This window comes from Micromonospora sp. NPDC005220 (genome assembly GCF_040607895.1).
Lineage (GTDB): Bacteria > Actinomycetota > Actinomycetes > Mycobacteriales > Micromonosporaceae > Micromonospora.
The window spans coordinates 1-23,749 of record NZ_JBEXHP010000029.1 but is presented as its reverse complement, the minus strand read 5'-3'; the positions used below and the strand labels follow the sequence as shown (position 1 = coordinate 23,749).

The 23,749-nt window shown below is 69.6% G+C and carries 25 protein-coding genes and 2 pseudogenes; 16 read left to right on the top strand and 11 right to left on the bottom strand.

All coding sequences use genetic code 11. The features are described from left to right. Positions 1 to 18: 18 nt before the first annotated feature. Positions 19 to 1,191: a ThiF family adenylyltransferase gene (locus tag ABZU52_RS14490; protein ID WP_354971515.1), complete on the bottom strand. Its 1,173-nt coding sequence runs from the start codon at positions 1,189 to 1,191 to the stop codon at positions 19 to 21. Next, the gene (locus tag ABZU52_RS14485) at positions 1,166 to 1,453 is read right to left on the bottom strand and encodes a multiubiquitin domain-containing protein (protein ID WP_354971514.1); all 288 of its coding nucleotides are present in this window, start codon (positions 1,451 to 1,453) and stop codon (positions 1,166 to 1,168) included. Before ABZU52_RS14485 ends, ABZU52_RS14490 begins: the two co-directional genes overlap by 26 nt. A 151-nt stretch (positions 1,454 to 1,604) precedes the next feature. Between ABZU52_RS14485 and ABZU52_RS14480 the strand changes: the two genes are divergently transcribed. The 4 genes from ABZU52_RS14480 to ABZU52_RS14465 all read left to right on the top strand — a co-directional run bounded on the left by ABZU52_RS14480 (position 1,605) and on the right by ABZU52_RS14465 (position 4,316). Further along, entirely contained in the window at positions 1,605 to 2,450 is an 846-nt protein-coding gene (locus tag ABZU52_RS14480; RefSeq protein WP_354971513.1) for a hypothetical protein, read from the top strand. Between the two features lie 19 nt (positions 2,451 to 2,469). Beyond that, on the top strand, positions 2,470 to 3,066 hold the full coding sequence (locus tag ABZU52_RS14475) for a helix-turn-helix domain-containing protein (RefSeq protein WP_354971512.1): 597 nt from the start codon (positions 2,470 to 2,472) through the stop codon (positions 3,064 to 3,066). Positions 3,067 to 3,189: 123 nt separating this feature from the next. Continuing rightward, positions 3,190 to 3,660: a hypothetical protein gene (locus ABZU52_RS14470; protein WP_354971511.1), complete on the top strand. Its 471-nt coding sequence runs from the start codon at positions 3,190 to 3,192 to the stop codon at positions 3,658 to 3,660. Further along, positions 3,651 to 4,316: a hypothetical protein gene (locus tag ABZU52_RS14465; protein ID WP_354971510.1), complete on the top strand. Its 666-nt coding sequence runs from the start codon at positions 3,651 to 3,653 to the stop codon at positions 4,314 to 4,316. The genes ABZU52_RS14470 and ABZU52_RS14465 overlap by 10 nt, the downstream gene beginning before the upstream one ends. A 103-nt stretch (positions 4,317 to 4,419) precedes the next feature. On the opposite strand, the gene ABZU52_RS14460 is transcribed toward ABZU52_RS14465, so the two are convergent. After that, positions 4,420 to 4,629 carry a winged helix-turn-helix domain-containing protein gene (locus ABZU52_RS14460; protein WP_210776427.1) on the bottom strand — a complete coding sequence of 70 codons (210 nt, stop codon included), beginning with the start codon at positions 4,627 to 4,629 and terminating at the stop codon, positions 4,420 to 4,422. Positions 4,630 to 5,100: 471 nt separating this feature from the next. On the opposite strand from ABZU52_RS14460, the pseudogene ABZU52_RS14455 reads away from it, so the two are divergent. Continuing rightward, positions 5,101 to 5,320: pseudogene (locus ABZU52_RS14455) on the top strand (hypothetical protein); the annotation flags it as partial. Then, the gene (locus ABZU52_RS14450) at positions 5,317 to 5,571 is read left to right on the top strand and encodes a hypothetical protein (RefSeq protein ID WP_354971509.1); all 255 of its coding nucleotides are present in this window, start codon (positions 5,317 to 5,319) and stop codon (positions 5,569 to 5,571) included. The pseudogene ABZU52_RS14455 and the gene ABZU52_RS14450, both read left to right, overlap by 4 nt. A 9-nt stretch (positions 5,572 to 5,580) precedes the next feature. Here ABZU52_RS14450 and ABZU52_RS14445 read toward each other — a convergent pair whose 3' ends face one another. Next, positions 5,581 to 6,153, bottom strand: coding sequence for a TetR/AcrR family transcriptional regulator (locus ABZU52_RS14445; protein WP_354971508.1), 573 nt, complete (start codon positions 6,151 to 6,153; stop codon positions 5,581 to 5,583). An 89-nt stretch (positions 6,154 to 6,242) separates the two neighbouring features. On the opposite strand from ABZU52_RS14445, the gene ABZU52_RS14440 reads away from it, so the two are divergent. Next, a complete protein-coding gene (locus ABZU52_RS14440) occupies positions 6,243 to 6,614 on the top strand; it encodes a DUF4267 domain-containing protein (protein WP_354971507.1) in 372 nt (123 codons plus the stop codon). Positions 6,615 to 6,703: 89 nt separating this feature from the next. On the opposite strand, the gene ABZU52_RS14435 is transcribed toward ABZU52_RS14440, so the two are convergent. After that, positions 6,704 to 7,426, bottom strand: coding sequence for a hypothetical protein (locus tag ABZU52_RS14435; protein WP_354971506.1), 723 nt, complete (start codon positions 7,424 to 7,426; stop codon positions 6,704 to 6,706). 208 nt (positions 7,427 to 7,634) lie between these two features. Next, positions 7,635 to 8,387: a TIGR03089 family protein gene (locus tag ABZU52_RS14430; protein WP_354971505.1), complete on the bottom strand. Its 753-nt coding sequence runs from the start codon at positions 8,385 to 8,387 to the stop codon at positions 7,635 to 7,637. A gap of 145 nt (positions 8,388 to 8,532) precedes the next feature. On the opposite strand from ABZU52_RS14430, the gene ABZU52_RS14425 reads away from it, so the two are divergent. Next, positions 8,533 to 9,639 (top strand): hypothetical protein, encoded by a 1,107-nt coding sequence (locus tag ABZU52_RS14425; RefSeq protein ID WP_354971504.1) that lies wholly within the window; start codon positions 8,533 to 8,535, stop codon positions 9,637 to 9,639. Between the two features lie 469 nt (positions 9,640 to 10,108). On the opposite strand, the gene ligD (ABZU52_RS14420) is transcribed toward ABZU52_RS14425, so the two are convergent. Then, positions 10,109 to 11,029 (bottom strand): non-homologous end-joining DNA ligase, encoded by a 921-nt coding sequence (gene ligD / locus ABZU52_RS14420; protein WP_354971503.1) that lies wholly within the window; start codon positions 11,027 to 11,029, stop codon positions 10,109 to 10,111. Continuing rightward, the gene (gene ligD, locus ABZU52_RS14415; RefSeq protein ID WP_354971502.1) at positions 11,019 to 11,960 is read right to left on the bottom strand and encodes a non-homologous end-joining DNA ligase; all 942 of its coding nucleotides are present in this window, start codon (positions 11,958 to 11,960) and stop codon (positions 11,019 to 11,021) included. The genes ligD (ABZU52_RS14420) and ligD (ABZU52_RS14415) overlap by 11 nt, the downstream gene beginning before the upstream one ends. Before the next feature lie 85 nt (positions 11,961 to 12,045). Between ligD (ABZU52_RS14415) and ABZU52_RS14410 the strand changes: the two genes are divergently transcribed. From ABZU52_RS14410 to ABZU52_RS14385, 6 genes are all read left to right on the top strand, one after another. Continuing rightward, entirely contained in the window at positions 12,046 to 13,071 is a 1,026-nt protein-coding gene (locus ABZU52_RS14410) for a Ku protein (RefSeq protein WP_354971501.1), read from the top strand. A gap of 73 nt (positions 13,072 to 13,144) precedes the next feature. After that, positions 13,145 to 13,783 carry a DUF4241 domain-containing protein gene (locus tag ABZU52_RS14405; protein ID WP_354971500.1) on the top strand — a complete coding sequence of 213 codons (639 nt, stop codon included), beginning with the start codon at positions 13,145 to 13,147 and terminating at the stop codon, positions 13,781 to 13,783. A gap of 145 nt (positions 13,784 to 13,928) precedes the next feature. Continuing rightward, positions 13,929 to 14,609 carry an FKBP-type peptidyl-prolyl cis-trans isomerase gene (locus ABZU52_RS14400; RefSeq protein WP_354971499.1) on the top strand — a complete coding sequence of 227 codons (681 nt, stop codon included), beginning with the start codon at positions 13,929 to 13,931 and terminating at the stop codon, positions 14,607 to 14,609. Positions 14,610 to 14,798: 189 nt separating this feature from the next. Continuing rightward, positions 14,799 to 15,626 (top strand): hypothetical protein, encoded by an 828-nt coding sequence (locus ABZU52_RS14395; protein WP_354971546.1) that lies wholly within the window; start codon positions 14,799 to 14,801, stop codon positions 15,624 to 15,626. A 32-nt stretch (positions 15,627 to 15,658) separates the two neighbouring features. Next, on the top strand, positions 15,659 to 16,312 hold the full coding sequence (locus ABZU52_RS14390; RefSeq protein WP_354971498.1) for an HAD family phosphatase: 654 nt from the start codon (positions 15,659 to 15,661) through the stop codon (positions 16,310 to 16,312). Positions 16,313 to 16,340: 28 nt separating this feature from the next. Further along, the gene (locus tag ABZU52_RS14385) at positions 16,341 to 17,351 is read left to right on the top strand and encodes an NADPH:quinone reductase (RefSeq protein ID WP_354971497.1); all 1,011 of its coding nucleotides are present in this window, start codon (positions 16,341 to 16,343) and stop codon (positions 17,349 to 17,351) included. 187 nt (positions 17,352 to 17,538) lie between these two features. On the opposite strand, the gene ABZU52_RS14380 is transcribed toward ABZU52_RS14385, so the two are convergent. Beyond that, the gene (locus ABZU52_RS14380; protein ID WP_354971545.1) at positions 17,539 to 19,173 is read right to left on the bottom strand and encodes a fatty acid--CoA ligase; all 1,635 of its coding nucleotides are present in this window, start codon (positions 19,171 to 19,173) and stop codon (positions 17,539 to 17,541) included. 71 nt (positions 19,174 to 19,244) lie between these two features. Here ABZU52_RS14380 and ABZU52_RS14375 point away from each other — a divergent pair, with 71 nt between their 5' ends. Next, complete coding sequence (locus tag ABZU52_RS14375) at positions 19,245 to 19,736, top strand: NUDIX domain-containing protein (RefSeq protein ID WP_354971496.1); 492 nt, start codon at positions 19,245 to 19,247, stop codon at positions 19,734 to 19,736. Between the two features lie 22 nt (positions 19,737 to 19,758). Here ABZU52_RS14375 and ABZU52_RS14370 read toward each other — a convergent pair whose 3' ends face one another. Further along, entirely contained in the window at positions 19,759 to 20,868 is a 1,110-nt protein-coding gene (locus ABZU52_RS14370) for an FAD-dependent oxidoreductase (protein WP_354971495.1), read from the bottom strand. A 148-nt stretch (positions 20,869 to 21,016) separates the two neighbouring features. On the opposite strand from ABZU52_RS14370, the pseudogene ABZU52_RS14365 reads away from it, so the two are divergent. Beyond that, positions 21,017 to 21,873: pseudogene (locus ABZU52_RS14365) on the top strand (helix-turn-helix transcriptional regulator). Between the two features lie 41 nt (positions 21,874 to 21,914). Here the strand turns inward: ABZU52_RS14365 and ABZU52_RS14360 are convergent. Beyond that, a complete protein-coding gene (locus tag ABZU52_RS14360) occupies positions 21,915 to 23,591 on the bottom strand; it encodes an MDR family MFS transporter (protein WP_354971494.1) in 1,677 nt (558 codons plus the stop codon). Positions 23,592 to 23,749: the final 158 nt, after the last annotated feature.

The following is a 23,749-nucleotide window of genomic DNA, read 5'->3' as shown; positions in this document are numbered from 1 at the left end:
GTACGCTGTCACGCCGCGTCACCGGTTGTCCTCGTTGGTGATGTGGTTGCCGTCGATGGTGTAGGTACTGAAAAATTCCTCTTCCAGATCTGCATAGAAGCCCACAAGCTTCTTCCACTTGATGACGGCCATCGCGGCGTTGAGCATGTTGAGGTCGGCGATCTGGATGTTGCGGTTGTAGTCGTTGTCGTCATCGTCAGAGCACGGGATGCGTCGCTGGTCGGCGGGATTTTTTGGGGTGCTGGTGGTGACTCGCACGATGCCGCCCAGCGTGCCGCCGGCGGCCTGATAGACACCTAGGCCAACGTCGATGAAAGGAAGCCCATAGTCCTTGAGCTTGTTGAGGATGTGCCCCTTAGTGGCTCCGCCCTCCATGGTCAGGAACACGAAGTCCATGTCCTGCAACTCCGCGACCGTTTCGAGAGTGACGTGGTATTCATGCGGCACGATGCCGGCGCGCATCCGGGCGTACCGTTCGTGGTGGTAGGCGACCTTGCTCGGCTTGCTGCGCAGTTCCTCGATCGATGCCGCACCCGGCGCGCGGAAGGCGTTGTGCTGCAGGAAAGCGTCGCCGTCGAAGAGGTGGATCTCGCCGACCGGAGTCTTGGCTAGCAGGTCAAGCACGTAGGCACCGGTGCCTCCCAGACCAACGATGGCAATCTTGCCGACTTGCAGGGTCGCGGAGATGGCGCTAATGCCGGCTCGGCTCGAGGCTGTGTCTTCGTAGTGGAAGACCGACTGGTCTTCGGCGGTGTCGATGACGGGAAAGGTGGTGGCCGTGGCGTGCGGTTCGACGGCCTGGGCGTGCCCGGCGAGCATTCGGATATAGCTGGTCATCTTGTGGTGGTAGTCGATGTATCCGGCGGCGGGCTTGCTGGAGAATAGGTGCTGCGCGGTGATGCCGGGTGCAAGGGTGAACATCTGACTGTTGTTGATGACCTTGCGCAGGGGTTGCCCGTGCTGGTCACACGGCGTCGCGCCGTCGAAATAGACGACGTGGTCCTCGGGTCTGACCGTCACGTCGCCGGCCAGGTTGAGCACGGAGATGAGTTTGCCGTAGGCGACCGTTCGGTCCGGCGTCACGTACGGGACGTGGGAGATGACGAGGTGGCCGTTGTCGACGGCCACCTCGTACCCCTCGTTACGCAGGCGGACCAGGTCGGCGCTACGAGCGAGTCGTCGAAGTGACATTGAAGACGGTACCGTTCTTGACCTTGACCGTGCCGCCCTCGACCAGGGTGCCGTCGTGGCGGGCGTTGTCCGACTTGCGGTACGTGATGGTGAAGGTCTTGTCCGGGTCGTTGCCCTCCACGCCGAACGCCAGCTTGACGATCTGCGCGAAGGTCACCTCGCGGGTGGGGACGGTGAACGGCTGCGCGTTCACAACAATCGCATAGTCCTTGCCCTTGTCCTTGTCGCGAGGCGCCGGGACGGCCAGCTGTTCGGTGGTCATACGGGCACTCCTCACGTGGTAGCGGACACGGCCGCCGGTTTCATCGGGATCATTTAAACAGATGAGGAGGTGATGCGCCACCCGCGACGCGGTCTGGGACTGGACGGCGAGCCTGATCGCCCGCTCAGCGGTGGGCTGGGATGCTGTCATCGTGCTGATCGATCTCTCGGGCCGACATCCCCTCCTGCGATCAGAGATCTCGGCAAGCTTGGTCGACATTGATCAACTAGTGCTCGACGCCCGACGCCTTCGATTCGCCGGCCCGCAGGAGCTCGCCGCGATAGTCACGCTCGCGTCCAGTGCCTCCACCGATGGTCGTGACGTCGTCCTCCGGATGCCTGACGATGAGGACGTCGCGTCATACCTGCAGCGGATGAACGTGGTCGACCTGCTCGCGCCCATCGCGACGATCGACGGCACTCTTACCTCACAGCGCCGCGTCGACTGCTCCACAAAGCTGCTGGAGGTGACGCCGCTGTCTCCCGCGAACGCCGACAGCATCGCCGAGAGCCTTGGACGCATGGGCGAGTCGCAGCTCAACAACCGAACCGCCATGGCTGCGTTCCACGGCATCGCGGAACTGATCGACAACGCCGTCACCCACGGGCGGACGGGATCCGGCGGCGCTTTTGTCGCGGCGCAGGCGTACAGCGGCCTAACCAGCAAGCGACCAGGGCTGGAGTTCGCCGTCTGCGATACCGGCATCGGCGTGCTGCCGCACCTTCGGCAGAACACCGCTAACGCCAACATTGCTGATGACGAGACCGCGCTCCGTCGCGCGTTGGTCGCGGGCGTGACCGGGACCCAGCAGATGCGGGGCTACGGCTTGAGCGACCTTCTCGACGCCACCAGGCGAGGTGGCGTCGGCAGACTCGTGCTTCGTAGCGGCAGCGCGATCGCCAGCGTCGTCGTGCGTCAAAAGCGGATCATCACCTGCCGCAACGTCGCCACTCCGATCAGGGGCGCATGGGCGTGGCTGCGCGTTCGGGTTCCGTAACGTTCCGCAACGTGTTTCAATGACGCAGGTGAAACCGGATCCCGCGCTGCCGACCATCTACGCCGTTCGCCGGCACGGCACCTTCCTCGCAACCAGGGCGCTTGCAAAGACTGCACTGCACGAACTCGAAGACACCCTCCCTACTGCCACTGCCGACGGCACTGTGGCCATCGACTTCACCGGTGTCGTAGCGATGAGCATCAGCTTCGCCGACGAATTCCTGGGTCGGTACTACGGGATGCTGAGCACGTCGCTCGACGCACCACCCGCAGTCGTCCTACTGACCGGGCTCAACGACGACAACTTCGAATCCATGACCGTCTGCTTGCAGCGACGCGAACTGGTCGCCGCCATGGCGAACGCCGAGGGCGTCAGCCTCGTCGGCGCCCCAGCCGTGCTGAACGAGACCTATCATGCCGCCGGCGATCTAGGTAGGTTCACCGCGGCTCGCCTGGCAGACCGGCTAGGGATATCAGCGCCCAACGCCAACAACCGCCTCAAGCGGCTGGTCGCAGCCCGAGCACTCATCCGCCATCGAGGCGTTGCCGACCGCGGCGGCAAAGAGTTCAGTTATGAAATACCGGCCCCACCTGCAGCGATGCCAAGCGCTGCGTGACATCCGACGTCCCGTGCGACTCCCAGGACACCCCTCGGGCAGCGACATGGACGATTAATCGATAGGCTCGACTACGCAAGCTTGTGGCAACCGCCGGGCTAATCAAGCTGTAGGGGCTGGTAAATGCAGGAAAGTGCTGAGATCTACGAGGAGCTCATTAGGCAGGTCGAGGAGCGCGCCGCCCCGGTGGCGACTCAGATCCGCGAGGAAGTTGCCCGCGGCCGTTTGGTGCAGGGATCAAAGCTGCCCGAGGGTGAACGACAGGAACGGCAGTTCCGGCTCACGGAGGCCAAACTTGGCCGCATCGGCAAAGACGAAATGGCAGTACTCCCCTATACCGGCGACGAGCGTCTAGCACTGCTCTGCCAGACGCTTCTGACGCTGGCGCAAACCATGACAGAGTCCCGGCGGGCAGTGCTGGAACTAGCGACGGACTACGAATTGCCCCATACGCAGATACGGTTCACCGAGCCGGACGAGACAGAAGCCGTAGAGTTCGACCTCGCCGTCGAACTAGCGAAGGCCGAGCAAGCGTTGGGGCAAGTCAGCAACCTCTTGCAGCCAATTCAGGAAGAGGTCGGCAGATGGCCCTGACGCGACGCGAGCTCACCGATGCAGTCGAGAGGGCAATCGGCGCACTCGCGCCGGTATACCGCGGTGCGGCCGCCGAGTCTGACCTCTACGAGGCCGCCCTTCTGACGATCGCGGTCCAAGCCTCCGAAGCCGCTGGCGGCACGTGCCTCATCACCAACGACGGGCGCACCCAATCGTCGCTGCTTACCTTCCGTCGATCACCGGGCAACCTGTGGCTGGGCGACTTCACACACGTCGTGGTGAACTTTCCCGACACCCCGCGACGCCTTGAGATTCATTTGGGTGTCTATGTCGTCGGTGGCTCCAAGGTGCCCCATGAGTGTGACGTCGCAGTCATAGACCAGGAGGAAGCTGAGCGCAGCCGCCAAGGCCTCGTACATCCGCGGCGTCCCAAGCTGGTCGCATCCATTGAGGCAAAACATTACGCCGCGTCCCCCGGCATAGGAATCGGACGCGCCTTTATTGGCCTGTCCGCAGAATTGGGACAGGCCAAATGCACGCTTGCGTTCCCTGCTCGCCGCTCATCAAGCGTCGCTGCGCTCCTCGCTGCGCGCCCCAGCGAATGCTTCGACGAACTCGTCCCCAACGGGCCGGCCGCACAGCGCTTGCGTTCTCACCTTGACCAGAGAATCAGGAACTGGATCGCTCGTGGCTGAGGCAGCGATGTGCCGATGTCTAGGTCGGCGCTGAGCGTGTGGCCTGGTGTCGGCCGCGCCGCGGGATACTCTAAAACTGGCCTGCTCGCCCCACCGGCGAGAGTCAGCGTCGGGTGGATTCCGCGACGAAGACGCCGCGGCCCGGACGGCCGACCAGCACACCCTGCTCCCGCAACGTCGCGATCGCCCGCTGAATCGTCGAGTGCGAGACGTCGTAGGAGTCGGCAAGCGCGCGACCTGAGGGCAACTGGCTGCCCGGCGGGTAGGTCCCGTCCTTGATCTTGCTTCGCAGATCGTCTAGCAGCTCGTCCATGGTGGGCGGAATAGGCACGATGCGGCCCCTTGCAGTCGGTTGGCCCACCCAGTATTGATCCACCCCCTCGACGTAGGCAATGCATGTACTGAAAGAGGTGATGGTGGTGACATAGCTGATAATGATGATGGTGCGGTAGAAGAGGTTGGCGCAGTACTTGACGTAGGTGATGCTGCATCGGTAGCGTCGCCCTCGGTGATGCGGTGCTGCTGCGGTCGGTTGGCGCCTCTCGTACCGGTCTCGCATCGCCGCCGAGACCCCACCCTCCGCGCTCCCCCGGCGCGGCCCTGCTGCCGTACCGCCGATCGAGGCTGCGGTCGCAGGGCGGGGCGGTCTCCGCCGACCGCAACCGGCGGAGGCCGCCCCCTCCACTTCGACGCGACCCGACGAAGGGCGGTCCCCGTGCGCGACCTGATCCGCCGGCTGGTGAGCCGACGCGAGGAAAGACCACCGATGGCAGCAGCCAGCCAGAAAAGGCCGCTCCGCCCCTGGCAGATCCGCGAGCGGTGCTTCAACGTGCGCCGGCGGCGGCCTCGACCCCGTCGAGATCCGCACCTTTCTGCACCGCGTTGTCGACGAGCGCACCGTCGCGCAGACCGCCCTGGTCGCGGTGCAGGAGGAGAACGTACGCATCAAGAACGCGCTCCGCGCCTGGCAGAGCGCCCAGTCGGCCAATCGCCGCTACCGATGACCGAGCGTTGGGTGATCCACCTGCCGATCACCGCGCCGGACCTGCTGCGCGCCCGCATCTTCGCCCGTACCGCCGCTCGGGTACTGGTCCGGCTCAGCGCGCGGGTCGAGCCGGGCGGGGTGACCGTTTCGGCGGAGGACCAGCAGGGCGTACGACATTGGGTCTTCTGCGACCGGCCACTGCCCGGTGGCGCGCGGTGCGCCCTGCCAGTCGACCACCTCGCGCCCTGCGCCCGGCGCGCGCGGCCGTGACGACAACGCTCACCGGGAGAAGCGGTCCACCAGCACCGCCAGCCGGTGGTCGTGGCCGGGGCGGCGGAGCCGGCCGCTGCGCATCAGCGTGACCAGCCCGTGCAGGCCGCTCCAGAACGTCTCGGTGAACGTCTCCAGGTCGTCGTTTCCGGCAACCGGGCGCACCGTCTCGGCCAGTTCGGCGAAGCCTCGGGCCAGGTCCGGCGGGACCTCCTGGGTGGCGAACGGCAGGTCCACGGCAAGGGTGAACATCGCGTCATAGATTGCGGGACGCTGCTCGGCGAACGCGACGTATGCCGCCGCGACGTCGGCGACCGCCTGCCGGGGACTGGCGGCCGAGGCCCGAGCCGCGGCCAGGGCATTGGCCAATTCGGCGAAGCCCTCGACGGCGACGGCCGCCATGATGGCGTCCTTGCCCTTGAAGTGGCTGTAGAGGACGGGCTGGCTGTACTCGATCTCGGCGGCGAGCCGCCGGGTGGTCACCGCCTCCCAGCCTTCGGCCAGGGCCAGGTCGCGTGCCGCCGTGACGATGTCCCGTTCCCGTTCCGCCCGCTCGCGCTCTCGGCGCCCCTGAGTCGACATGACAGCAATCCTAGCAGCGCTAGCGTTCCGTTCAATGCTCTGCTAGCGTCGCTCTTGCATCTAGCAGCGCTAGGAATTGGAGCGGACTCATGCTGGCACCCCTCGCCTACGGCCTCGCCGTCGTACTCAGCCTCTTCGTCGCCTTGATCGGTGCGCGGTTCCTGCTGGTACCGCAGGCCGCCGCCGCCGGATACGGCGTGCCGGCCCGACCGGACGGCGACCCCGCCTACCTGACGATCAAGGGCGTCCGCGATCTCAGCTACGGCCTGCTCGGCCTCGCCCTGATCGCCTTCACGACCGCCGACGCCGTCGCGTGGTTCATGCTGATCGTCGCGCTCGTCCCACTGGGCGACACCGTCATCGTGCTGCGCAACGGCGGGACGAAGGCCGTAGCCTTCGGCATTCACTTCGCCACAGCAGTGGTGGCCCTCCTGAACGCCGCCCTCCTGTTCGCCCTGTAACGCCTTCCACCGCACGTGGTGATCAAGAGGTTTGCGTCATCGATCGGCCTGTCGATGACGCAAACCTCTTGATCAACACGGTCGTCGGGTCAGGACGTGGGGGGTGGGCAGCGGTCGGGGAGGGTGACCACTCCTGGGCGGTGGTCGAAGGTGTCCATGGTGAACCACTCGTCCAACTCCGGGTCGAAGAGGTTCTGCAGGCCGAACTGCAACACCTGCCACCAGCGGCTCGGGTCGTGCTGGTCGACGTAGATGTCACCGAGCGCGATCGGGAACCGGAAAAACTCCCCCGGCACTGTGGACCCGCCGACGACCCCGACCCGCCAGTGGTCGACGTGCCGGTCCTTCTCCCCCTGCAGGATCTCCGGCCCCACGAAACGCGACGTCTTCAGCTTGTCGTTGAAGATCTGCCGGTTGAAGAACCCCGGGATCTTGCTGCACGCGCGCGGCGGGAACAGCGGGATGTTCGGCCACTTGTAGGTGAGCGTGTAAAGCGTGTTCTCGTAGATCAGGTTCGTGAACCAGATCGGGTCTTCCGGGCCGCCGGCGATCATCTGGCTGTTGCCGTCCCTGCCCTGCCAGATGAACGGCACGTCGATGCCGAGGTCCCGCACGATGTAACGGCCAGTGCCCCGGAAGTCTGCGGGAAGCAACGGCGGGCGCGGCTCCCGCGGCACGGGGGCCACGTCGCCGTCCGCCCGGGCTGCGCGGGGCAGCGGCGCGGCGGCCGGGCCGGGCGCGACCACGCCGAGCGCGAACAGACCTCCGGCGACGGCCGACACCAGCATCCGATGTGTACGCCTCGAAGCCATCGACCCCTCCGCCCATGCGTCAACCGGGGCGGGCGCTCCACCGCGCGCCTGCCTTCGGCGAAGCGTATGAGCAGGCCAAGCGACGGAATGGCGGATCGCATCGGCTCCATCGGAAGGGTGACGCGGGTGTCTCGTGCGTCATGGCGGGGCGCCCCCTTGAGGCGCGGAACAGGATCGCGGAGCGCTGTTTGGCCGGCCCGGCGTGCGGTCAGAGCACCCGGGTCACCTGTTCGGCGGCGACGACCGCGTCCCGCCGGGCCGGGTCGAGGTTGGCGCTGATGACCACGGACGCGCCTACCGAGAGCGGCGCGAGCAACCACTTCAGCGGCTGCTCGGTCTCGGCGGCGTCGACCAGCAGTCGATCACCGGCGCGCAGGTCCAGAATCGTGGCGAACTCCCGGGCGAGGGCACTCCACTGGCCGTAGGTGGTGCCGTCCGCGGTGGCCGGATCCGACGGGTGGATGGCGGTGTGGTCGGGCGTGACGTCGCCGTGCCGAAGCACCTCGGCGGACCAGTCCAACCAGCCCAACGGCACGTCGTCCAGTCGCCCCGGCCCGGTGCCGACCAGGTAGCGGTGCGTCGCGTCCGGCACGTCCTCCAGCCAGTCGTCCTGCCGCTCCGGCGTCACGAAGACCGCGTCGAACGGCCGGTCACCACCCGGTTCGAGCACCGCCAGGCCCGCGGTGGCGCGCGGTCGGAACGACACCGCCAGGCCGGAGGCCCAGGCGCCCAACAACACCGCGGCGGTACGCCAGTGCGGCGGCAGCAGGACCGCTACGCGGCTGCCGGGGCCGAGCCGGCAGCCGTCCCGCAGCAGGCTGGCGCTGCGTGCCGCCCAGACACCGACCTGCTGTGCGGTCAGGTCGACCCGCTCCCCGGTCGCCTCGTCGCGGTAGCTGAGCAGCGGATACTCGGCCCCGACGGGTCGGGCCGCCAGGTCGGTGGTGACGGTCGGCTGCATCTCCACGCTCCCCGGGGGGTCGATGTCGGCACCACCCTACTCAACGACTTTGGTTGCGATCCTCGTCGCCCGATGGCCGTAGCGGCTGGCCGGGTGGCCCGCCCATGGTGACAGGCGACCCCCGACGCGCCGCCGAGGAGCGCAGATGCCGACCGAGCCCGACTCCGCCGACAGCACCGCCCCGCCGCACTCCGCCACCCACCGTGCCACCACCGACCGTGCCGCTACCCAACGTGCCGCCACCGACGGCCGTCTCCCTCTGCGCCGCCGGCTCGTGCCGGTGATCGCGTTGCTGCTGCTCGCGCCGTGGGCGGCCGAGTGCTCGTGGGGTGGATTCGCCATCGACGGCTTCCTCCCGGTGCTGATCTTCCTGGGCCCGATGTACGGCGGCGCGGCGATCCTGATCCGGGAGACCGCCCGGCACCTCGGCGCGGGCTGGCCGACGATCGTGCTGCTCGCCGCCGCGTTCGGCGTACTCCAGGCCGGGCTGGTCGACCAGTCGCTGTTCAACCCCGACTTCCTGAACGACACGCAGTACGCCGACACCCGTGCCGCCGCCGAGGCGACGCTGGTGCCGGGGCTCGACTTCAGCCTCCGGCAGGCCTACGACTACGTGGGCGGCCACATCGTGCTGACCATCTGCGCGCCGATCGTGCTGATCGAGTCGTTCCTCGGGCCGGAGCGGCGTCTCCGGCCGTGGCTGGGCCGGCCCGGTCTCGTCGTGGTCGGCGTGCTCTACCTGCTCGGCAGTCTGCTGATCTTCTCCGACAGCAGCGGCCGGAAGGGTTTCCTGGCCAGCCCGCTCCAGCTGGCCTTCGCCGCCACGGTGGTTGTCGCCCTCGTGGTGGTCGCCCTGTTGCCCCGCTGGCGCCGCCCCCACCCGCGCCCGGCCCGTCGGGTACCGCATCCGCTCTGGGTGGGCCTGCTGGTCGTCCTCGTCCGGATCGGCGCCGACCTGACGCCCGGCTGGGCGGGGGTGGCCATCGCGCTGGGACTCGCCGCCGCCGCCGGGGGGCTGATCGCGTACTGGTCGTCGCGGGACGGTTGGGGGCAGCGGCACGTGCTCGTCGCCGGTACGGCGAGCCTGGTCACCGCCGCCGCGTTCGCGTACCTGGTGCCGCCTTACTCCCCGGCGAGCCCGGCGGCGGCCCTGGCCGGCGACATCGCGGTCACCGTCATCACCATCGCCCTGGCCGGCGGCGCCTGGTGGCGGCTACGCGCTTCGCGCGCTGTCCACGCCGCCGCAAGCTGATGCTCCCCAACGGGTGTCAGCCTCCGTCCGGGTACGACCCAACGACGCGGCGAGACGGTGCTGCTGCGCCTCGGCTTCAGCCGCAAGGTCTTCGGCGGTAACTGACCCGCCGCTGAGCCGCCACCGGCGGGCTGGCGTAGCGGGCCGGGTGCGCGGCCACACCTCCGGGCCTGGCGCCCATTGCGCGATGGACGCCAGGCCCGTCACACAAAGTCACGCCGAGAGCGGTCCGCCATCCCCACCCCAGACCCTTTGCTCTGCTTACCTATACGCGACACTCACGCTGCGCGAGCACAGCTGCGGCCGGGGCCCTCAGCGGCCAACATGAAGCCGCAGCTCAATGTCGGTGTTGCCTATAGGTAAGCAGAGCAAAGGGTTAGTTTGTCCAGCCGAAGGCACGGACACTCTCGCGCTTGGTAACGGAGACCCCGTCTCGCGCCATAGGAACTCACGGTGAGCCGATTCCGCCCTACCTCAGCTCGGAGGGCAGTTCCGGGCCGCCGTCGAGCAGGGGGGCGAGCAGGTCGTCGTACTCCTCGACCCGGGCCAGGACCTCGTCGGCGCTGAACTGGCGGACGGCCGGCTTCCGGCCGCGCGCGCCGGCTTCCACCTCGTCCCAGGTCAGCGGCGTCGACACCGACGGCACCGACTGGGCCCGCAGCGAGTACGGCGCCACAGTGGTCTTCGCCGCGTTGTTCTGGCTCCAGTCGATGAAGACCTTGCCCGGTCGGAGGTTCTTCGCCATCTTCGACACGATCAGCTTCGGGTGGGCCTGCTCCAACTCCTGGGCGATCCGGCGGGCGTAGTCCGAGACGAGGTCGGACGACTGGGTGCCGGCGATCGGGCAGCAGAGCTGCATGCCCTTCTTGCCGGAGGTCTTCGGGTACGACTCGATGCCGTCGTCGGCGAGGCGGTCGCGCATCAGCACCGCCACCGGGCAGCACTCGGCGAGCCCGGCCGGCGGCCCCGGATCCAGGTCGACGACCATCATGTCCGGGTGTTCGCCCACCTTCCACTGCGGTGTGTGCAGTTCCAACGCGGCCAGGTTGGCCAGCCAGACCAGGGTGGGCAGGTCGTCGGCGACCACGTAGTCGATGGTCTCCCGACCCTTCGTCGACCCGGGCGCCGGCAGGTTCTCCACCCGCACCCAGTCCGGGGTCGCGGCCGGTGCGTTCTTCTCGAAGAAGGACTTGTCGTCCACCCCGTTGGGGAAGCGGATCCGGGTGAGCGGCCGGTCCCGCAGGTGCGGCAGCAGCACCGGGGAGATCCGGGTGTAGTAGTCGATCACCTCGCCCTTGGTGAACCCGGCCGCCGGGTAGAGCACCTTGTCCAGGTTGGACAACTCCAGCGAGCGGCCCTCGACGTCCACCCGTAGCCGATCAGCCGGCATCGTCGACCTCCTCCGGGGGCTTGTCCGGGCGCAACCGCAGCACTCGGGGGAAGCGCAGCCGGCCGTCGGGGGTGCGCTGGCCGTACTTCACCTCCACCACCACCCGGGGTTCTACCCAGATGGCGCCCCGGGCATCCTCGCGCGGCACCCCGGGCGCGAACGGTGACACGCCGGAGCGCAGCGGCTCCAGCTCGGCGAGGAGTTGCCGCTCGATGGCCGCGCCGATCCCGCCACCGACCCGACCCCGGTAGATCAGCCGGCCGTCCGGGCCGGGCACCCCGACCAGCAGCCCGCCGATCCGGCGCGCGCCCGGTCGCCAACCGCCGATGACGAAGTCGCCGGTCACCTCGAGCTTGACCTTCACCCAGTCCGGCGAGCGCACCCCCGGGCGGTAGACGGCCCCGACGCGCTTGGCCATCACCCCCTCCAGGCCGTGCTCTCCGGCCGCCTCGTAGGTGGCCGGACCGTCGGCGAATATCGGCGGCACCGCCCACCGGGGGCCACCGAGCGCGAGGGCGTCCAGCTCCGCGCGGCGGCGCTCGTACGACCAGCCGGTCAGGTCGTCACCGTTCAGCCGCAGCAGGTCGAAGATCATGTACGTCACCGGCATGACCGCTGCCAACCGGGCCGCCTTGTTCCGGTCCCGTACGTGCATCCGCTCGGCCAGCGCGGTGAACGACGGCTGCCCACCCTGGCCGAGCAGCACCACCTCGCCGTCGAGCAGCGCGTCGTCGACCTGCTCGGGCAGGGTGGCCAACTCCGGGTACGCGGCGGTGATCTCCACGCCGGAGCGGGCGTACAGGTGCTGACCGCCGCCGGAGATGTCGGCCAGGGCGCGGACGCCGTCCCACTTGAACTCGTACGCCCAGCCGTCACCCGCCGGGAGCGGCCCGGTCATCGCGAGCATCGGCTTGAGCGGCGCGCCGGGCACGACCCGACTGTAGTAGCAGGCCGAACACCTCGCGTCCGGTTCTTTCGGATGCGAGCATGGTCGATACCGGGGAAGGGAGCGCAGAATGCGTGCCATCTGGAAGGGAGCCGTGTCGTTCGGGCTCGTCTCGATCGGGGTGAAGCTCTACTCCGCGACCGAGGAGAAGGACATTCGGTTCCACCAGGTGCACCGCGAGGACGGCGGCCGGATCCGCTACAAGCGCACCTGCTCGGTCTGCGGCGAGGAGGTCACCTACGACGACATCGCCAAGGGCTACGACATCGGCGGCGGCGAGATGGTGATCCTCACCGACGAGGACTTCGCCGACCTGCCGCTGACCAGCTCCCGCGCCATCGACGTGCTGGAGTTCGTGCCGGCCGAGCAGGTCGACCCGATCCTCTACAACAAGGCGTACTTTCTCGAGCCCGAGGGCACGGCGACCAAGCCGTACGTGCTGCTGCGCGACGCGCTGATCGACTCGGAGCGGGTGGCCATCGTCAAGGTGGCGCTACGCCAGCGGGAGCAGCTGGCCACGCTGCGGGTCCGCGAGGGTGTGCTGCTGCTCAACACCATGCTCTGGCCGGACGAGATCCGTACCCCGGACTTCGGTTTCCTCGACGAGGACCTCAAGGTGCGCCCGCCGGAGCTGGCCATGGCCAGCTCACTGATCGACTCGATGACCGGCGAGTTCGAGCCGGACGTCTTCACCGACGACTACCGGGCCGCGTTGCAGGAGGTCATCGACGCCAAGGTGGAGGGTCGGGAGGTCGTCCAGCCGGAGGAGGTCGAGGAGGCCCCGGCGGCGGCGGTGGATCTGATGGCCGCGTTGAAGGCGTCGGTGGAACGCGCCAAGGCCGCTCGCGGTGAGCAGCCCGCCCGTGGCGGTGGTGGTGGCGAGCCGACGCCCATCTCGTCGGCCCGGTCCGCGCAGAAGGCGGCCGAGAAGAAGGCCGCCAAGGCTCCCGCGAAGAAGACCGCGGCGAAGAAGACGGCCGAGAAGGAGGCGGCCGAGCCGGCGAAGAAGACCGCCGCCAAGAAGACCGGCGCGAAGAAGGCCGAGCCGGCGAAGAAGACCGCCGCACGCAAGACCGCACCCCGCAAGAGCGCCTGACCGTACGGCAGCGGCGGCGGTGTCCGCCGGGCCGGGTACGCTCCGCCGGCCGTTGGCGACCGGAGGAGCCCTCATGCCGTACACCCCTGATCTGGACCGGTTGTTGACGCCCGGGGAGCACTTCACCGACGAGCACGGCGGGTACCTGATCGAGGTTCACCCGGTGGGCGACATCGTGTTGCCGACCGGCCGGGTGGTCGGGTGTGACCCGTTGGTCTGCCCGGAGGCCGAGCCGTTCACTGTGACCGTGCCGCCGGGGCGGCATCCCGCCCGCGCCTGGGTGGCGGTGGTGCTCCGGGAGGACGCCGAGGTGGACCGCCGGGTCGCCGCGCTGGAGCTGGTCGTCTCCGCCGAGCCGACCATCCGCTGGGAGCCGGCCGTCGCGGGTGACCAGAACGTCGCCACGCTCGGCGCGGACGACTACTTCGGGTACGGGGTGGACGCCGGCGTCGGCACCCTCGCCGACCCGACCGCGCTCGCCGTGCTGGAGGGCTGGGACTCCGACCGGGTCGAGGAGGTCTTCATCCCGACCGAGCTGCCCTCGTCTCCGGTTCCGGGGCTGATCAGCGCCGTGTTGGACGAGGTCAGCGGCGCCAACGTGGTCACCGTGTCCACGGGTTGGGGCGACGGCTGCTACGGCACCTGGATCGGTCGGGCCGCCGACGGCCGGGTCACCTCGTTCGTGACCGACTTCATGGTCGTCCCGGAATAACGCCCGGCAAAGCCCCGGAACTGTCGCGCTGGGCGATCCGGGGCGTCCGCGGCGGGCACGGTCGGCCCTCGTGCGGGTACCGTGTGCGTCGGCTTTCCCCCCGGCACCGGGTGCCGGCCACACTTCGCAGCAGGGAGTCGACGACGTGAGCGAGCGGACGCAGCAGAACCGGTCGGCAGGCCAGGATCAGAGCCCGGCGACCAAGTCGGGACGCCGCCTGGCCGCCCAGTTGGCGGAGAAGAAGGCCGCCGACGCGAGGCGGAAGCGCAACGCGTGGGCCGGCGGCCTCGCCGCCGTCGCCGTGGTCGGGGTACTGATCGCCGTCTTCGTGACGATCGGCGGTGGCGACGACAAGCCCAAGACGTCGGCCGACGCGACCCCGTCCGCCTCCGCCCCGGCCCCCGACGAGGCCGGCGCACCCCCCGCTCCGCAGCTGCCCGAGGGCGCCGATCCGGCGCTGGGCAGCAAGCCGACGGTGAAGCCGGGCACGGGTGAGCTGAAGAAGCTCGCGGTCACCCCGCTGATCAAGGGCACCGGCCCGGCCGTGCAGAAGGGCCAGAACATCACCACCAACTACGTGGGGGTGTTCTACAAGGACGGCAAGGAGTTCGACTCGTCCTGGAGCAGCGGGCAGCCGGCCACCTTCCCGATCGGCGTCGGTCAGGTCATCCCCGGCTGGGACCAGGGCCTGGTCGGCGTGACAGTGGGCAGCCGGGTGCAGCTCGACATCCCGGGCGAGCTGGCGTACGGCAACGACGCGGCCAACGCCGGTGGACGCCCCACCGGCCCGCTGCGCTTCGTGGTGGACGTGCTCGCCGCCCAGTGACCTGTCCGGGTCGTCCCGGTTGTCGCCGGGGCGCGATGGAGTTGTACACATGGGGCTTCCGGCCCGTCACCCTGCGGCAGTAGGTTCGGCGTCACCCCGGGCGGTTCGCCGTCCGGGGTGAGCATCCGGAACCGGGACGCGGAGGTGCATGTGACGGCGCTGGACGAGCTCGGGCGGACCGCCCGGTCGATGTGGGCGTACTACGAGCCGGTACACACTGTCACCTACCTCCACCCCCGGGCCCGCGCCGCGTTCGAGGCGGTGGGGCTGCGTGGCTACTGGCGCGGTTACTTCGCCGGCCGGGCCGCGCCGCTGGGAGCCACCGAGGCGGCCCCGGTGATCGCCGCCTTCTTCACCTTCGCGCCGCCGATGGTGGCCCGCGCGCTGCCGGCGGTGTGGCGGTTGGCCACCCCGCAGGAGGCGCTGCGCGCCCGACTGACCGGCGCCGTGCAGGCGCTCGCCGAGCTGACCTACGAGCTACCGGAGTCGCACCTGGTGGAGGCCGCCGACCTGCTGGAGCGGGCCGCCTCGGCAGTGCAGACCGCCGGCCGGGTGCTCGGCGCGGCCAACGCGGCGCTGCCGGCCGGCGAGTACCCGCTGGCGCGGCTCTGGCAGGCCGCCACCACGCTGCGCGAGCACCGGGGGGACGGACACGTGGCGGCGCTGGTGGCCGCCGGGCTGGACCCGGTGGAGACGCTGACCGGGCGGGTCGCGCTGGACGGCTCGCCGCCGCAGTACCTGCTGGGCCGGGGCTGGTCCGAGGAACAGTGGCAGGCCGCCCGCGAGCGGCTCGCCCGGCGGGGCTGGCTGACCGGGGACGGCGCGGTCACCGAGCACGCCCGAGCCGAGTTCCAGGCCATCGAGGACGCCACCGACCGGGCCGCCGCGCACCCGTGGCAGGCGCTCGGCCCGAAGGACACGGACCGGCTGCGGGAGCTGCTGGAGCCGATCGCCCGGTCCGGGCACACCCTGCTCCCCGAGGGCAGCCCGCTCGGCCTGCCCGCCCTGCCCGGCTGACCGGGCGCCCAACGGTCGGGCAGGATGGGCCCGTGACGGATGCGGTGGTCTTCGACCTGGACGGCGTGATCGTGGATTCCGAGCCGGTGTGGGAGGAGGTCCGCCGGGCGTACGTGGCGGCGCACGGCGGGACGTGGCAGCCGGACACCCAGCGCCGCCTGATGGGGATGAGCACCGGCGAGTGGGCCCACTACCTCAGCGGGGAGCTGGGCGTCGGCCGCACCGCCGAACAGGTCGCCGTCGAGGTGGTCGAGGAGATGACCCGACGCTACCGGGACCACGTACCCCTCATCGACAGCGCCGACCAGGTCGTCCGCCGGCTGGCCGCGCGGTGGCCGCTCGGGTTGGCCAGTTCGTCGCCGACCCGGCTGATCGAGGCGGCGCTGGCGGCGACCGGCCTGACCGACGCGTTCGGCGCGACTCTCTCCACCGAGCAGACCGAGCGGGGCAAGCCCGCGCCGGACGTGTACCTGAGCGTGGCGCAGCGCCTCGGCGTCGACCCGACCCGCTGTGTGGCAGTGGAGGACTCGTCCAACGGGGTGCGCTCCGCCGCGGCGGCGGGGATGCGGGTGGTGGCGGTGCCGCACGGCTCGTACCCGCTCGATCCGGACGCCGCGGGGCTGGCGGTGGTGACGTTGAACGCGATCGGTGAGCTGACCCCGGAGCTGGTGGACGAGCTGGGTTGACCCGTGCCGAGCGGGGTAGAGACCACGGATGAAGGCCATCGTGTACGAGCGCAACGGCGACCCGTCGGTGCTTTCTCTGGTCGACCGGCCGGTGCCGGAGCCGGGTGCGGGCGAGGTCCTGGTGCGGATGGCGGTCTCCGGGGTGAACCCGACCGACTGGAAGTCCCGTCGCAGCTCACCGCCGGACGGGTGGCAGATTCCCGGGCAGGACGGCGCGGGGGTGATCGAGGCGGTCGGCGCGGGGGTCGACCCCGACCTGATCGGTGAGCGGGTGTGGGTCTGGGAGGCCGCCTGGCAGCGGCCGTGGGGCACGACGGCGGAGTACACGCTGGTGCCGGTCCGGCAGACGGTACGCCTCGGCGCTGCCGCGTTCGAGCTGGGCGCCGCCCTGGGCATCCCGTTCCTCACCGCGCACCGCTGTCTGACCGCTGGCGAGTTCATGCCGGAAACGCTGCGGGCCGGCGCGTTGGCGGATCACACGGTGCTGGTGCAGGGCGGCGCGGGCGCGGTCGGCAACGCCGCGATCCAGCTCGCCCGGTGGGCCGACGCCACGGTGATCGCCACGGTGAGCAGCGCGGAGAAGGCGCAGCTCGCGGCGTCGGCCGGTGCGTCCTTTGTGATCAACTACCGGGAGCAGGACGTGGTCGAGGAGGTCCGCAAGATCGCCCCCGACGGGGTGCACACGATCGTCGAGGTCTCCCCCGCCCGTAACGCCTCGACCGACGTGCAGGTGCTGCGGCACGGTGGCGCGGTCTGCATGTACGCCGACAACGGTGGTGCCGAGGTGAGCATCCCGATCCGGGCGATGATGGCGCCGAACGCCCGCTGGCAGTTCGTGCTGGTCTACACGGAGCCGAAGGCGGCCAAGGCGCAGGGGGTGAAGGACGTGGCGGCGGCGGCCAGTCAGGGTGGCATCCGGGTGGGCGCGGACGCCGGCCTGCCGCTGCACTACTACCCCCTGGCCGAGGCGGCGGCGGCACACCAGGCGGTGGAGGACTCGACGGTGGGCAAGGTGCTCATCACCACCAGCGACGCCTGATCAGGTCGCGGACCACCCGATTTCCCCGTCAGCAGGACAGAAGCGAATAACTTTCGCAACAATGACGGTGCGGGTCACCCCGCGTGGAGCGGGCGGCCCCGGCGCGGTGCGAACGCCGGGGCCGCCCCTGGGGAGGGTTGTTTCAGGAGTACTCCCGCCCTAACAGGCGACAGTGCCCGGGAAAACGTTACGGTGCTGTCAGCTCGCGGACAGTCAGCTCGCCCCCGGCGTACCGCGAACGGACGACCTTCTTGTCGAACTTGCCCACGCTCGTCTTCGGCACCGTGTCGATGAACGCCCAGCGCTCCGGCAACTGCCAACGCGCCACCGACCCGGCCAGGAAGTCCCGCAACTCCTCGGCGGTCACCGAAGCGCCCTCCCGGACCACCACGGTGGCCAGCGGCCGTTCGTCCCAGCGCTCGTCCGGGACACCCACCACGCACGCCTCCAGCACCGCCGGGTGGGCCATCAGCGCGTTCTCCAGCTCCACCGACGAAATCCACTCACCCCCGGACTTGATCACGTCCTTGGCGCGGTCGGTCAGCGTGATGTACCCGTCCGGCGAGAGGGTGCCCACGTCTCCGGTACGCAACCAGCCGTCGCGGAACTTCTCCTCGTCCGGGGCGTCGTCACCGACGTACCGGGCGGTCACCCACGGCCCACGGACCTCCAACTCGCCGACGGCCGTGCCATCGGCGGGCATCGGCTCGCCCGCCGGGCCGACGATCCGCGCCTGCACGCCCGCCGGCACCCGCCCCTGGGTGTAGCGGTAGCGCCACGCCTGCTCACCGGTCGCCCCGGCGGGCGGACGCGAGACCGACCCCAGCGGAGACATCTCGGTCATCCCCCAGGCGTGGATGACGTCGATCCCGTGCCGCTCGTCGAACGCGTGCATCAGCGCCGGCGGACACGCCGAGCCGCCGACGATCACCTCACTGAGCGAGGACGTGTCCACGTCGTGGGTGTCCAGGTAGGCCAGCAGATCGGTCCAGATGGTCGGCACCGCGCCGGCCAGGGTGGGCCGCTCGGCGGCGATCATCTCGGCGATCGGCGCGGCCTGGAGGAACCGGTCCGGCATGATCAGCGACGCGCCGGAGAGGAAGGCCGCGTACGGCAGACCCCAGGACATGGCGTGGAACATCGGCACGATGGCCAACTCGCGGTCGGTCGGCCCGAGACCGAAACCCTCCGGCATGCAGACCTGCAGCGAGTGCAGGTAGATCGACCGGTGCGAGTAGGCCACGCCCTTCGGGTTGCCGGTGGTGCCCGAGGTGTAGCAGAGCGCGGCGGCGTCCCGCTCGTCGACCTCGGGCCAGTCGTAGGTGTCCGGCCGGTCGGCGAGCAACGCGTCCCAGTGGTGCACAGTGATCCGGTCGCCGGCGGCCGCCACCAGCGGGGCCGGGTCGCCGCCGCCGACCACCACGACGTGCCGCACCGTGGTCAGCTCACCGATCACCCGGGCCAGCAACGGGAGCAGCGTGCTGTCGACCAGCACCACCCGGTCCTCGGCGTGGTTGGCGATGTAGACGACCTGGTCGGGGAAGAGCCGGATGTTGAGGGTGTGCAGCACCGCACCCATGCTCGGCACCGCGAAGTAGGCGACCAGGTGCTCGTTGTTGTTCCACATGAAGGTGGCGACCCGCTCGTCGCCGGTCACCCCACACTCGTCGCGCAGCGCGTGGGCCAGCCGGGCGGCGGCCCGGCCCACCTCGGCGTACGTCATCCGGCGGGGTTCGGCGCCCGTCCAGGTGACCACCTCGGCCGTACCGTGCACCCCTGCGCCGTGGTCGAGGATCCGGGAGATCTGCAGGGGGGCGTCCATCATCGTGCTACGCATGGGTAACAAGCTAGTGTCGGCTGTCACACGTTGGGAACCCCCGTAAGTTGTCGCAGGTGAGCATCTCCTGGGCCGACTCATATGTAGGGCAGTTGCGCGCGCTCGCCGGGGACCGGACGCTGATGTTCGTCGGCGCCCGTGCCGTGGTCAACGACGACGCCGGACGCATCCTGCTGATCAAACGCTCGGACAACGGCCAGTGGGCCATGCCGGCCGGCGCGATGGAACTGGGCGAGTCGATCGCCGACTGCGCCGTACGCGAGGTCCGCGAGGAGACCGGGCTGCGCGCGCTGCGGGTCTGCGCGTTCGCCCTCTACACCGGTCCGGACCGGACGAGCACCAACATGTACGGCCACACGTACCAGGTGTTCACGACGGCGTTCAAGGTGGAGGAGTGGGACGGGCAACTGACCCGGGTCACCGACGAGACCACCGACGCCGGCTTCTTCGCCCGCGACCGGTTCCCCGCCCCGCTCTCCCCCTCGGTCATCGAGACCCTGGCCGACCTGGACGTCTTCGAGCAGACCAACCGGCTCATCCTCAAGTAGGTCGGCCGTCCGGCAGGTCAGCTCAGGCAGCGGTGGGGCCGAACTGTTCCAGGAAGCGGCCGGTGAACAGGTCGGCGCCCTTGTACTCGGCGACCGTCGCGGCGGGGACGACGGCCGGGCCGTCGGGCGTGGGCATCTGGCCGACACCGTGCCGCGGCCCGAGCGGAAGCAGGATGATGGGGTCGGGCATGGGCTGGTAGGTGGCTGTGGCCGGCTCGCCGCGCAGCTGCGCGGTGATGTTCTGCGCCACGATCTCGGCGTGCCGCAACGCGTACGCCGCCAGCTTGTCCTCGGCGACATCGGTGAGGTCACCGATCGCGTAGACATGGCTGAGGATCTCGTCGGGCCCGCGCACGTTGAGCGTCTCGGTCACGGACACCTGCCCCTGCGCGGTTGGCGTCGTCAGTCGCCCGTCGGCGAGGTAGTCGCTGTTGGTCCGCAGACCATAGGCACGGAACCAGATGTCGGCGGTGATCTCGTCGCCGTCGGTGGTGCCGGCCGTGAAGGTCGCGGCCCGATTGGCCCCGGTCGTCAACGGCGCTGTCAGGCCGGTGCCCAGCCGCACCTGGATGCCCAGCTCGTCGAGCTGCCGATGCAGGTCGTGGCGCAGCTCCGGCCGAAAGCCCGGCAGCAACTGCTCGGCCGGATCGACGACGGTCACGTGCTTGTCCGGCCAGACGTCCTTGATCTCACCGGCCAGCTCCAACCCGACCGGCCCGGCGCCGAGGATCAGGACCCGCTCGGCGCTGGCCAACTCCTTGTTGGTCTGGCGCAGGTCGTCGATCGCCTCCGCCACGGAGTCGGCGTTCAGCCTGGCCGGGTAGGCGTAACTGGAGCCGGTGGCCAGCACCAGATAGTCCGCCGCGACGCGCTGACCCGAGGCGAGCGTGACTCCGTCGGGATCCACCGAGACAGCTCGGTCTCGGATCACCGTGCCCCGCGTGAGCACCGTGTCGAAGGGGAAGAACATGTTGCCGGCCCAGTCGGGCCGGACCAGTGCCCGCAGCGACGCCGCGACGTTGACGAACGCGTCCCGAGGATCGATGAGGACGACGTCGGCCACTGACTCCAGCGCCTTGGCGACCGCCGTACCCCCGTAACCGCCACCGATGACCGCAACCGTACGACTCATGACTCAGCTCCAAACGACCAGGGATTGCCGCTCGACCGCTGTCGAGCGCCTTCCCCCACGCTCGTCAGCTGGCCGGAGACCAGGGAGACCGGACTGAGGCTGGTAGTGGCAGGGACACCATCTGGTCGGCCGGCGTTGTTACGTTCGGATGGTGAGCGACAACGAACTGGGGTTGTTCCTGCGCGTCCACCGGGAAGCGGTGACGCCGGCCGAGGTGGGGCTGCCCGCCGGGCCGCGCCGCCGCGCCCCGGGGCTACGCCGATCCGAGGTGGCGGCCCTCGCCGACGTGAGCGTCGAGTACGTCACGAGACTCGAACAGGGCCGCGACCGCCGACCGTCCCCGCAGGTGCTCGCCGCGCTCGCCAACGCGCTCCGGCTGAACTGGAACGAACGCGCCCACCTGCACCGTCTCACCAAGTCGGCCGATCCCAGCTACAACTGCCGGGGCCTCCTCGCCCCGACCAACGAGGTACGTCCCACCGTGCGGGCGCTGCTCGACCGTCTCGAACCCACGCCGGCGGTGCTGCTCAACCGGCTCAGCGACGTCCTCGCCCACACCGCCGGCTACGTTCGACTGGTCGGGCCGATCGGTGTGCTGGACGCGACGCTGCCCAACTCGCCCGGTTCCTCCTCGGCGACAGCCGGGCCCGCAGCGCGTACCCGGACTGGGACCACCTGGCCGACGAGCAGGTCGCCGCCCTCAAGCAGGGCCCGTTTCGGGCCTACCCGCCGATGGCCGCCCTGGCGGACGAGCTGACCGTCACGGCGGGCGACGCCTTCACCCGGCGCGTCGACACGGTTCCCAGCCTGCCGAAGGCCAGCGGCGTCCTCCGGCTGGCCCATCCGGAGGCGGGGATGCTCCGGCTCGCGTACGAGACCCTCGAACTTCCGGTGGACGACGACCAGCGTCTGATCGTGTACCTGCCCGCCGACGCGGCGACCTCCGCCGCGCTCGACCGTCTCCACAGCCAACCCACACAGCCGCTTCGCCTCGTGGCCGGATGACCCCGGCCGCCCGCGAGGGGCGGGGCGGCCGGTCGACTCGGTCAGATCATCGTCTGGGACTTGGCCTGCATGTCGGTGGCGGCCTCCTCCTTGGATTCGCGGGTCAGCGGCTTGCCTCCCGGCGCCGGGGCCTCGCCGCCGAGCGGGTCGGCGCCACCGGTGGCGCCCTGCGGTCCGGCACCGCGCAGCTGCGTGTTGGGCAGTGTCAGGGTGACCACCACCGCCACGATCGCGATCAGGCCGGCGGTCAGGAAGACCATGTCGAGCGCGTCGACGAAGGCGCCCTGGATGGCCGCGCGGACCGGCCCCGGCAGGGCCAGGATGGTGGCCGGATCGTTGATCGAGATGCTGGTGCCACCGCTCGCCGCCACGGCCGCCTGCTCCTGCGGCGGAAGCTGCGCGATCGCGCCGGGCAGCCGGTCGGCGAGCCCGCTGGTCAACCGGGACGAGAGCACCGTGCCGAGGATCGCCACCCCGAACGAACCGCCCAGCGACCGGAAGAAGGTCGCCGAGGAGGTGCCAGCACCCAGGTCGCGTACGGAGACCGCGTTCTGCACCGCCAGGATCAGCGACTGCATGCACAGGCCCAACCCGACGCCGATCACCACCATGAACCCGAACGCGACCCAGAGCGAGGTGCTCACCTTCAACTGGGTGAACAGGAACATGCCCACCAGAAGAGTCACCGAACCGGCCACCGGGAACCACTTGTAACGACCGATCCGGGTCATCGCGCGGCCGGTCAGGATCGAGGTGATGATGATTCCGGCCATCATCGGCAACATCAGCAGACCGCTCCGGGTCGGCGAGGCGCCCTTCACGATCTGCAGGTACAGCGGGATGAAGATGATCGAACCGAACATCACCAGACCGATGACGAGCAGGGCCGAGTTGGCCAGCGCGAAGGTGGCGCTCCGGAACAACCGCAGCGGCAGGATCGGCTCGGCCACCCGGGCCTCCTGAAGGACGAAGAGCACCCCCAGCACCGCACCGACCACGAAGAGCGTGATGATCACGCCGGAGCTCCAGGCGTACTCGTTGCCACCCCAGCTCAGCGCGAGCAGCAGGGAGCTCACCCCGGCGACCAGCAGGCCGGCGCCGAGCCAGTCGATCGCGTGGTCCCGGCGTTCGAACGGGATCAGCCGCATCACGTGGTAGCAGACGACGATGGCAAGGATCGCCAGCGGCACGTTGATGTAGAAGATCCACCGCCAGTCGGTCTCCGCGAAGTAACCGCCCACCAGCGGCCCGGCGACCGACGAGATCCCGAAGACCGCACCGAACAGGCCCTGGTAGCGACCACGCTCCCGGGGTGACACCACGTCCGAGATGATGGTGAAGGCGAGCGTCAACAGACCACCGGCGCCGAGACCCTGGATACCCCGGGTGACGATCAACTGGGTCATGTTCTGCGAGAGCCCGGCCAGCAACGACCCGACCAGGAACGTGCCGATCGAGAAGAGGAAGACCGGTCTACGTCCGTACAGGTCGGCCATCTTGCCGTAGAGCGGCGTCGACGCGGTGGAGGCGAGCAGGTACGCGGTGACCACCCAGGAGTAGTGGTTGATTCCGCCCAGCTCGCCCACGATGGTCGGCAGCGCCGTACCGACGATGGTCTGGTCGAGTGCGGCCAGCAGCATGCCGGTCATCAGGCCGAACATGAGCAGCCGGATCTGCTGACGGTTCAGCACCGGCGCGTCGGAGGCTTTGGTGGTCATGTGCCCTTCTATCCCGCCACCCGCAGAACATGCGCCGAACCGCAAAAAACCCACCCCCACCCCACCGCGCCCCCTCGCGCTCCCGCTTCCTGGCGTCGATCAAGAGGTTTGCGTCATGTCGCACGGCGTGTCGTGACGCAAACCTCTTGATCAACAGG

What these genes read in the sequence shown, in the direction of transcription:
- ABZU52_RS14435 (WP_354971506.1), bottom strand. Translation starts at nt 7,426, where the DNA reads ATGGCTTCGAGGCGTACACATCGGATGCTGGTGTCGGCCGTCGCCGGA.
- ABZU52_RS14380 (WP_354971545.1), bottom strand. Translation starts at nt 19,173, where the DNA reads ATGGACGCCCCCCTGCAGATCTCCCGGATCCTCGACCACGGCGCAGGG.
- ligD (WP_354971503.1), bottom strand. Translation starts at nt 11,029, where the DNA reads ATGCCGGCTGATCGGCTACGGGTGGACGTCGAGGGCCGCTCGCTGGAG.
- ABZU52_RS14410 (WP_354971501.1), top strand. Translation starts at nt 12,046, where the DNA reads ATGCGTGCCATCTGGAAGGGAGCCGTGTCGTTCGGGCTCGTCTCGATC.
- ABZU52_RS14460 (WP_210776427.1), bottom strand. Translation starts at nt 4,629, where the DNA reads ATGGACGAGCTGCTAGACGATCTGCGAAGCAAGATCAAGGACGGGACC.
- ABZU52_RS14485 (WP_354971514.1), bottom strand. Translation starts at nt 1,453, where the DNA reads ATGACCACCGAACAGCTGGCCGTCCCGGCGCCTCGCGACAAGGACAAG.
- ABZU52_RS14405 (WP_354971500.1), top strand. Translation starts at nt 13,145, where the DNA reads ATGCCGTACACCCCTGATCTGGACCGGTTGTTGACGCCCGGGGAGCAC.
- ABZU52_RS14470 (WP_354971511.1), top strand. Translation starts at nt 3,190, where the DNA reads ATGCAGGAAAGTGCTGAGATCTACGAGGAGCTCATTAGGCAGGTCGAG.
- ABZU52_RS14475 (WP_354971512.1), top strand. Translation starts at nt 2,470, where the DNA reads ATGACGCAGGTGAAACCGGATCCCGCGCTGCCGACCATCTACGCCGTT.
- ABZU52_RS14395 (WP_354971546.1), top strand. Translation starts at nt 14,799, where the DNA reads ATGTGGGCGTACTACGAGCCGGTACACACTGTCACCTACCTCCACCCC.
- ABZU52_RS14440 (WP_354971507.1), top strand. Translation starts at nt 6,243, where the DNA reads ATGCTGGCACCCCTCGCCTACGGCCTCGCCGTCGTACTCAGCCTCTTC.
- ABZU52_RS14465 (WP_354971510.1), top strand. Translation starts at nt 3,651, where the DNA reads ATGGCCCTGACGCGACGCGAGCTCACCGATGCAGTCGAGAGGGCAATC.
- ABZU52_RS14360 (WP_354971494.1), bottom strand. Translation starts at nt 23,591, where the DNA reads ATGACCACCAAAGCCTCCGACGCGCCGGTGCTGAACCGTCAGCAGATC.
- ABZU52_RS14450 (WP_354971509.1), top strand. Translation starts at nt 5,317, where the DNA reads ATGACCGAGCGTTGGGTGATCCACCTGCCGATCACCGCGCCGGACCTG.
- ABZU52_RS14425 (WP_354971504.1), top strand. Translation starts at nt 8,533, where the DNA reads ATGCCGACCGAGCCCGACTCCGCCGACAGCACCGCCCCGCCGCACTCC.
- ABZU52_RS14430 (WP_354971505.1), bottom strand. Translation starts at nt 8,387, where the DNA reads ATGCAGCCGACCGTCACCACCGACCTGGCGGCCCGACCCGTCGGGGCC.
- ABZU52_RS14445 (WP_354971508.1), bottom strand. Translation starts at nt 6,153, where the DNA reads ATGTCGACTCAGGGGCGCCGAGAGCGCGAGCGGGCGGAACGGGAACGG.
- ABZU52_RS14490 (WP_354971515.1), bottom strand. Translation starts at nt 1,191, where the DNA reads ATGTCACTTCGACGACTCGCTCGTAGCGCCGACCTGGTCCGCCTGCGT.
- ABZU52_RS14385 (WP_354971497.1), top strand. Translation starts at nt 16,341, where the DNA reads ATGAAGGCCATCGTGTACGAGCGCAACGGCGACCCGTCGGTGCTTTCT.
- ABZU52_RS14370 (WP_354971495.1), bottom strand. Translation starts at nt 20,868, where the DNA reads ATGAGTCGTACGGTTGCGGTCATCGGTGGCGGTTACGGGGGTACGGCG.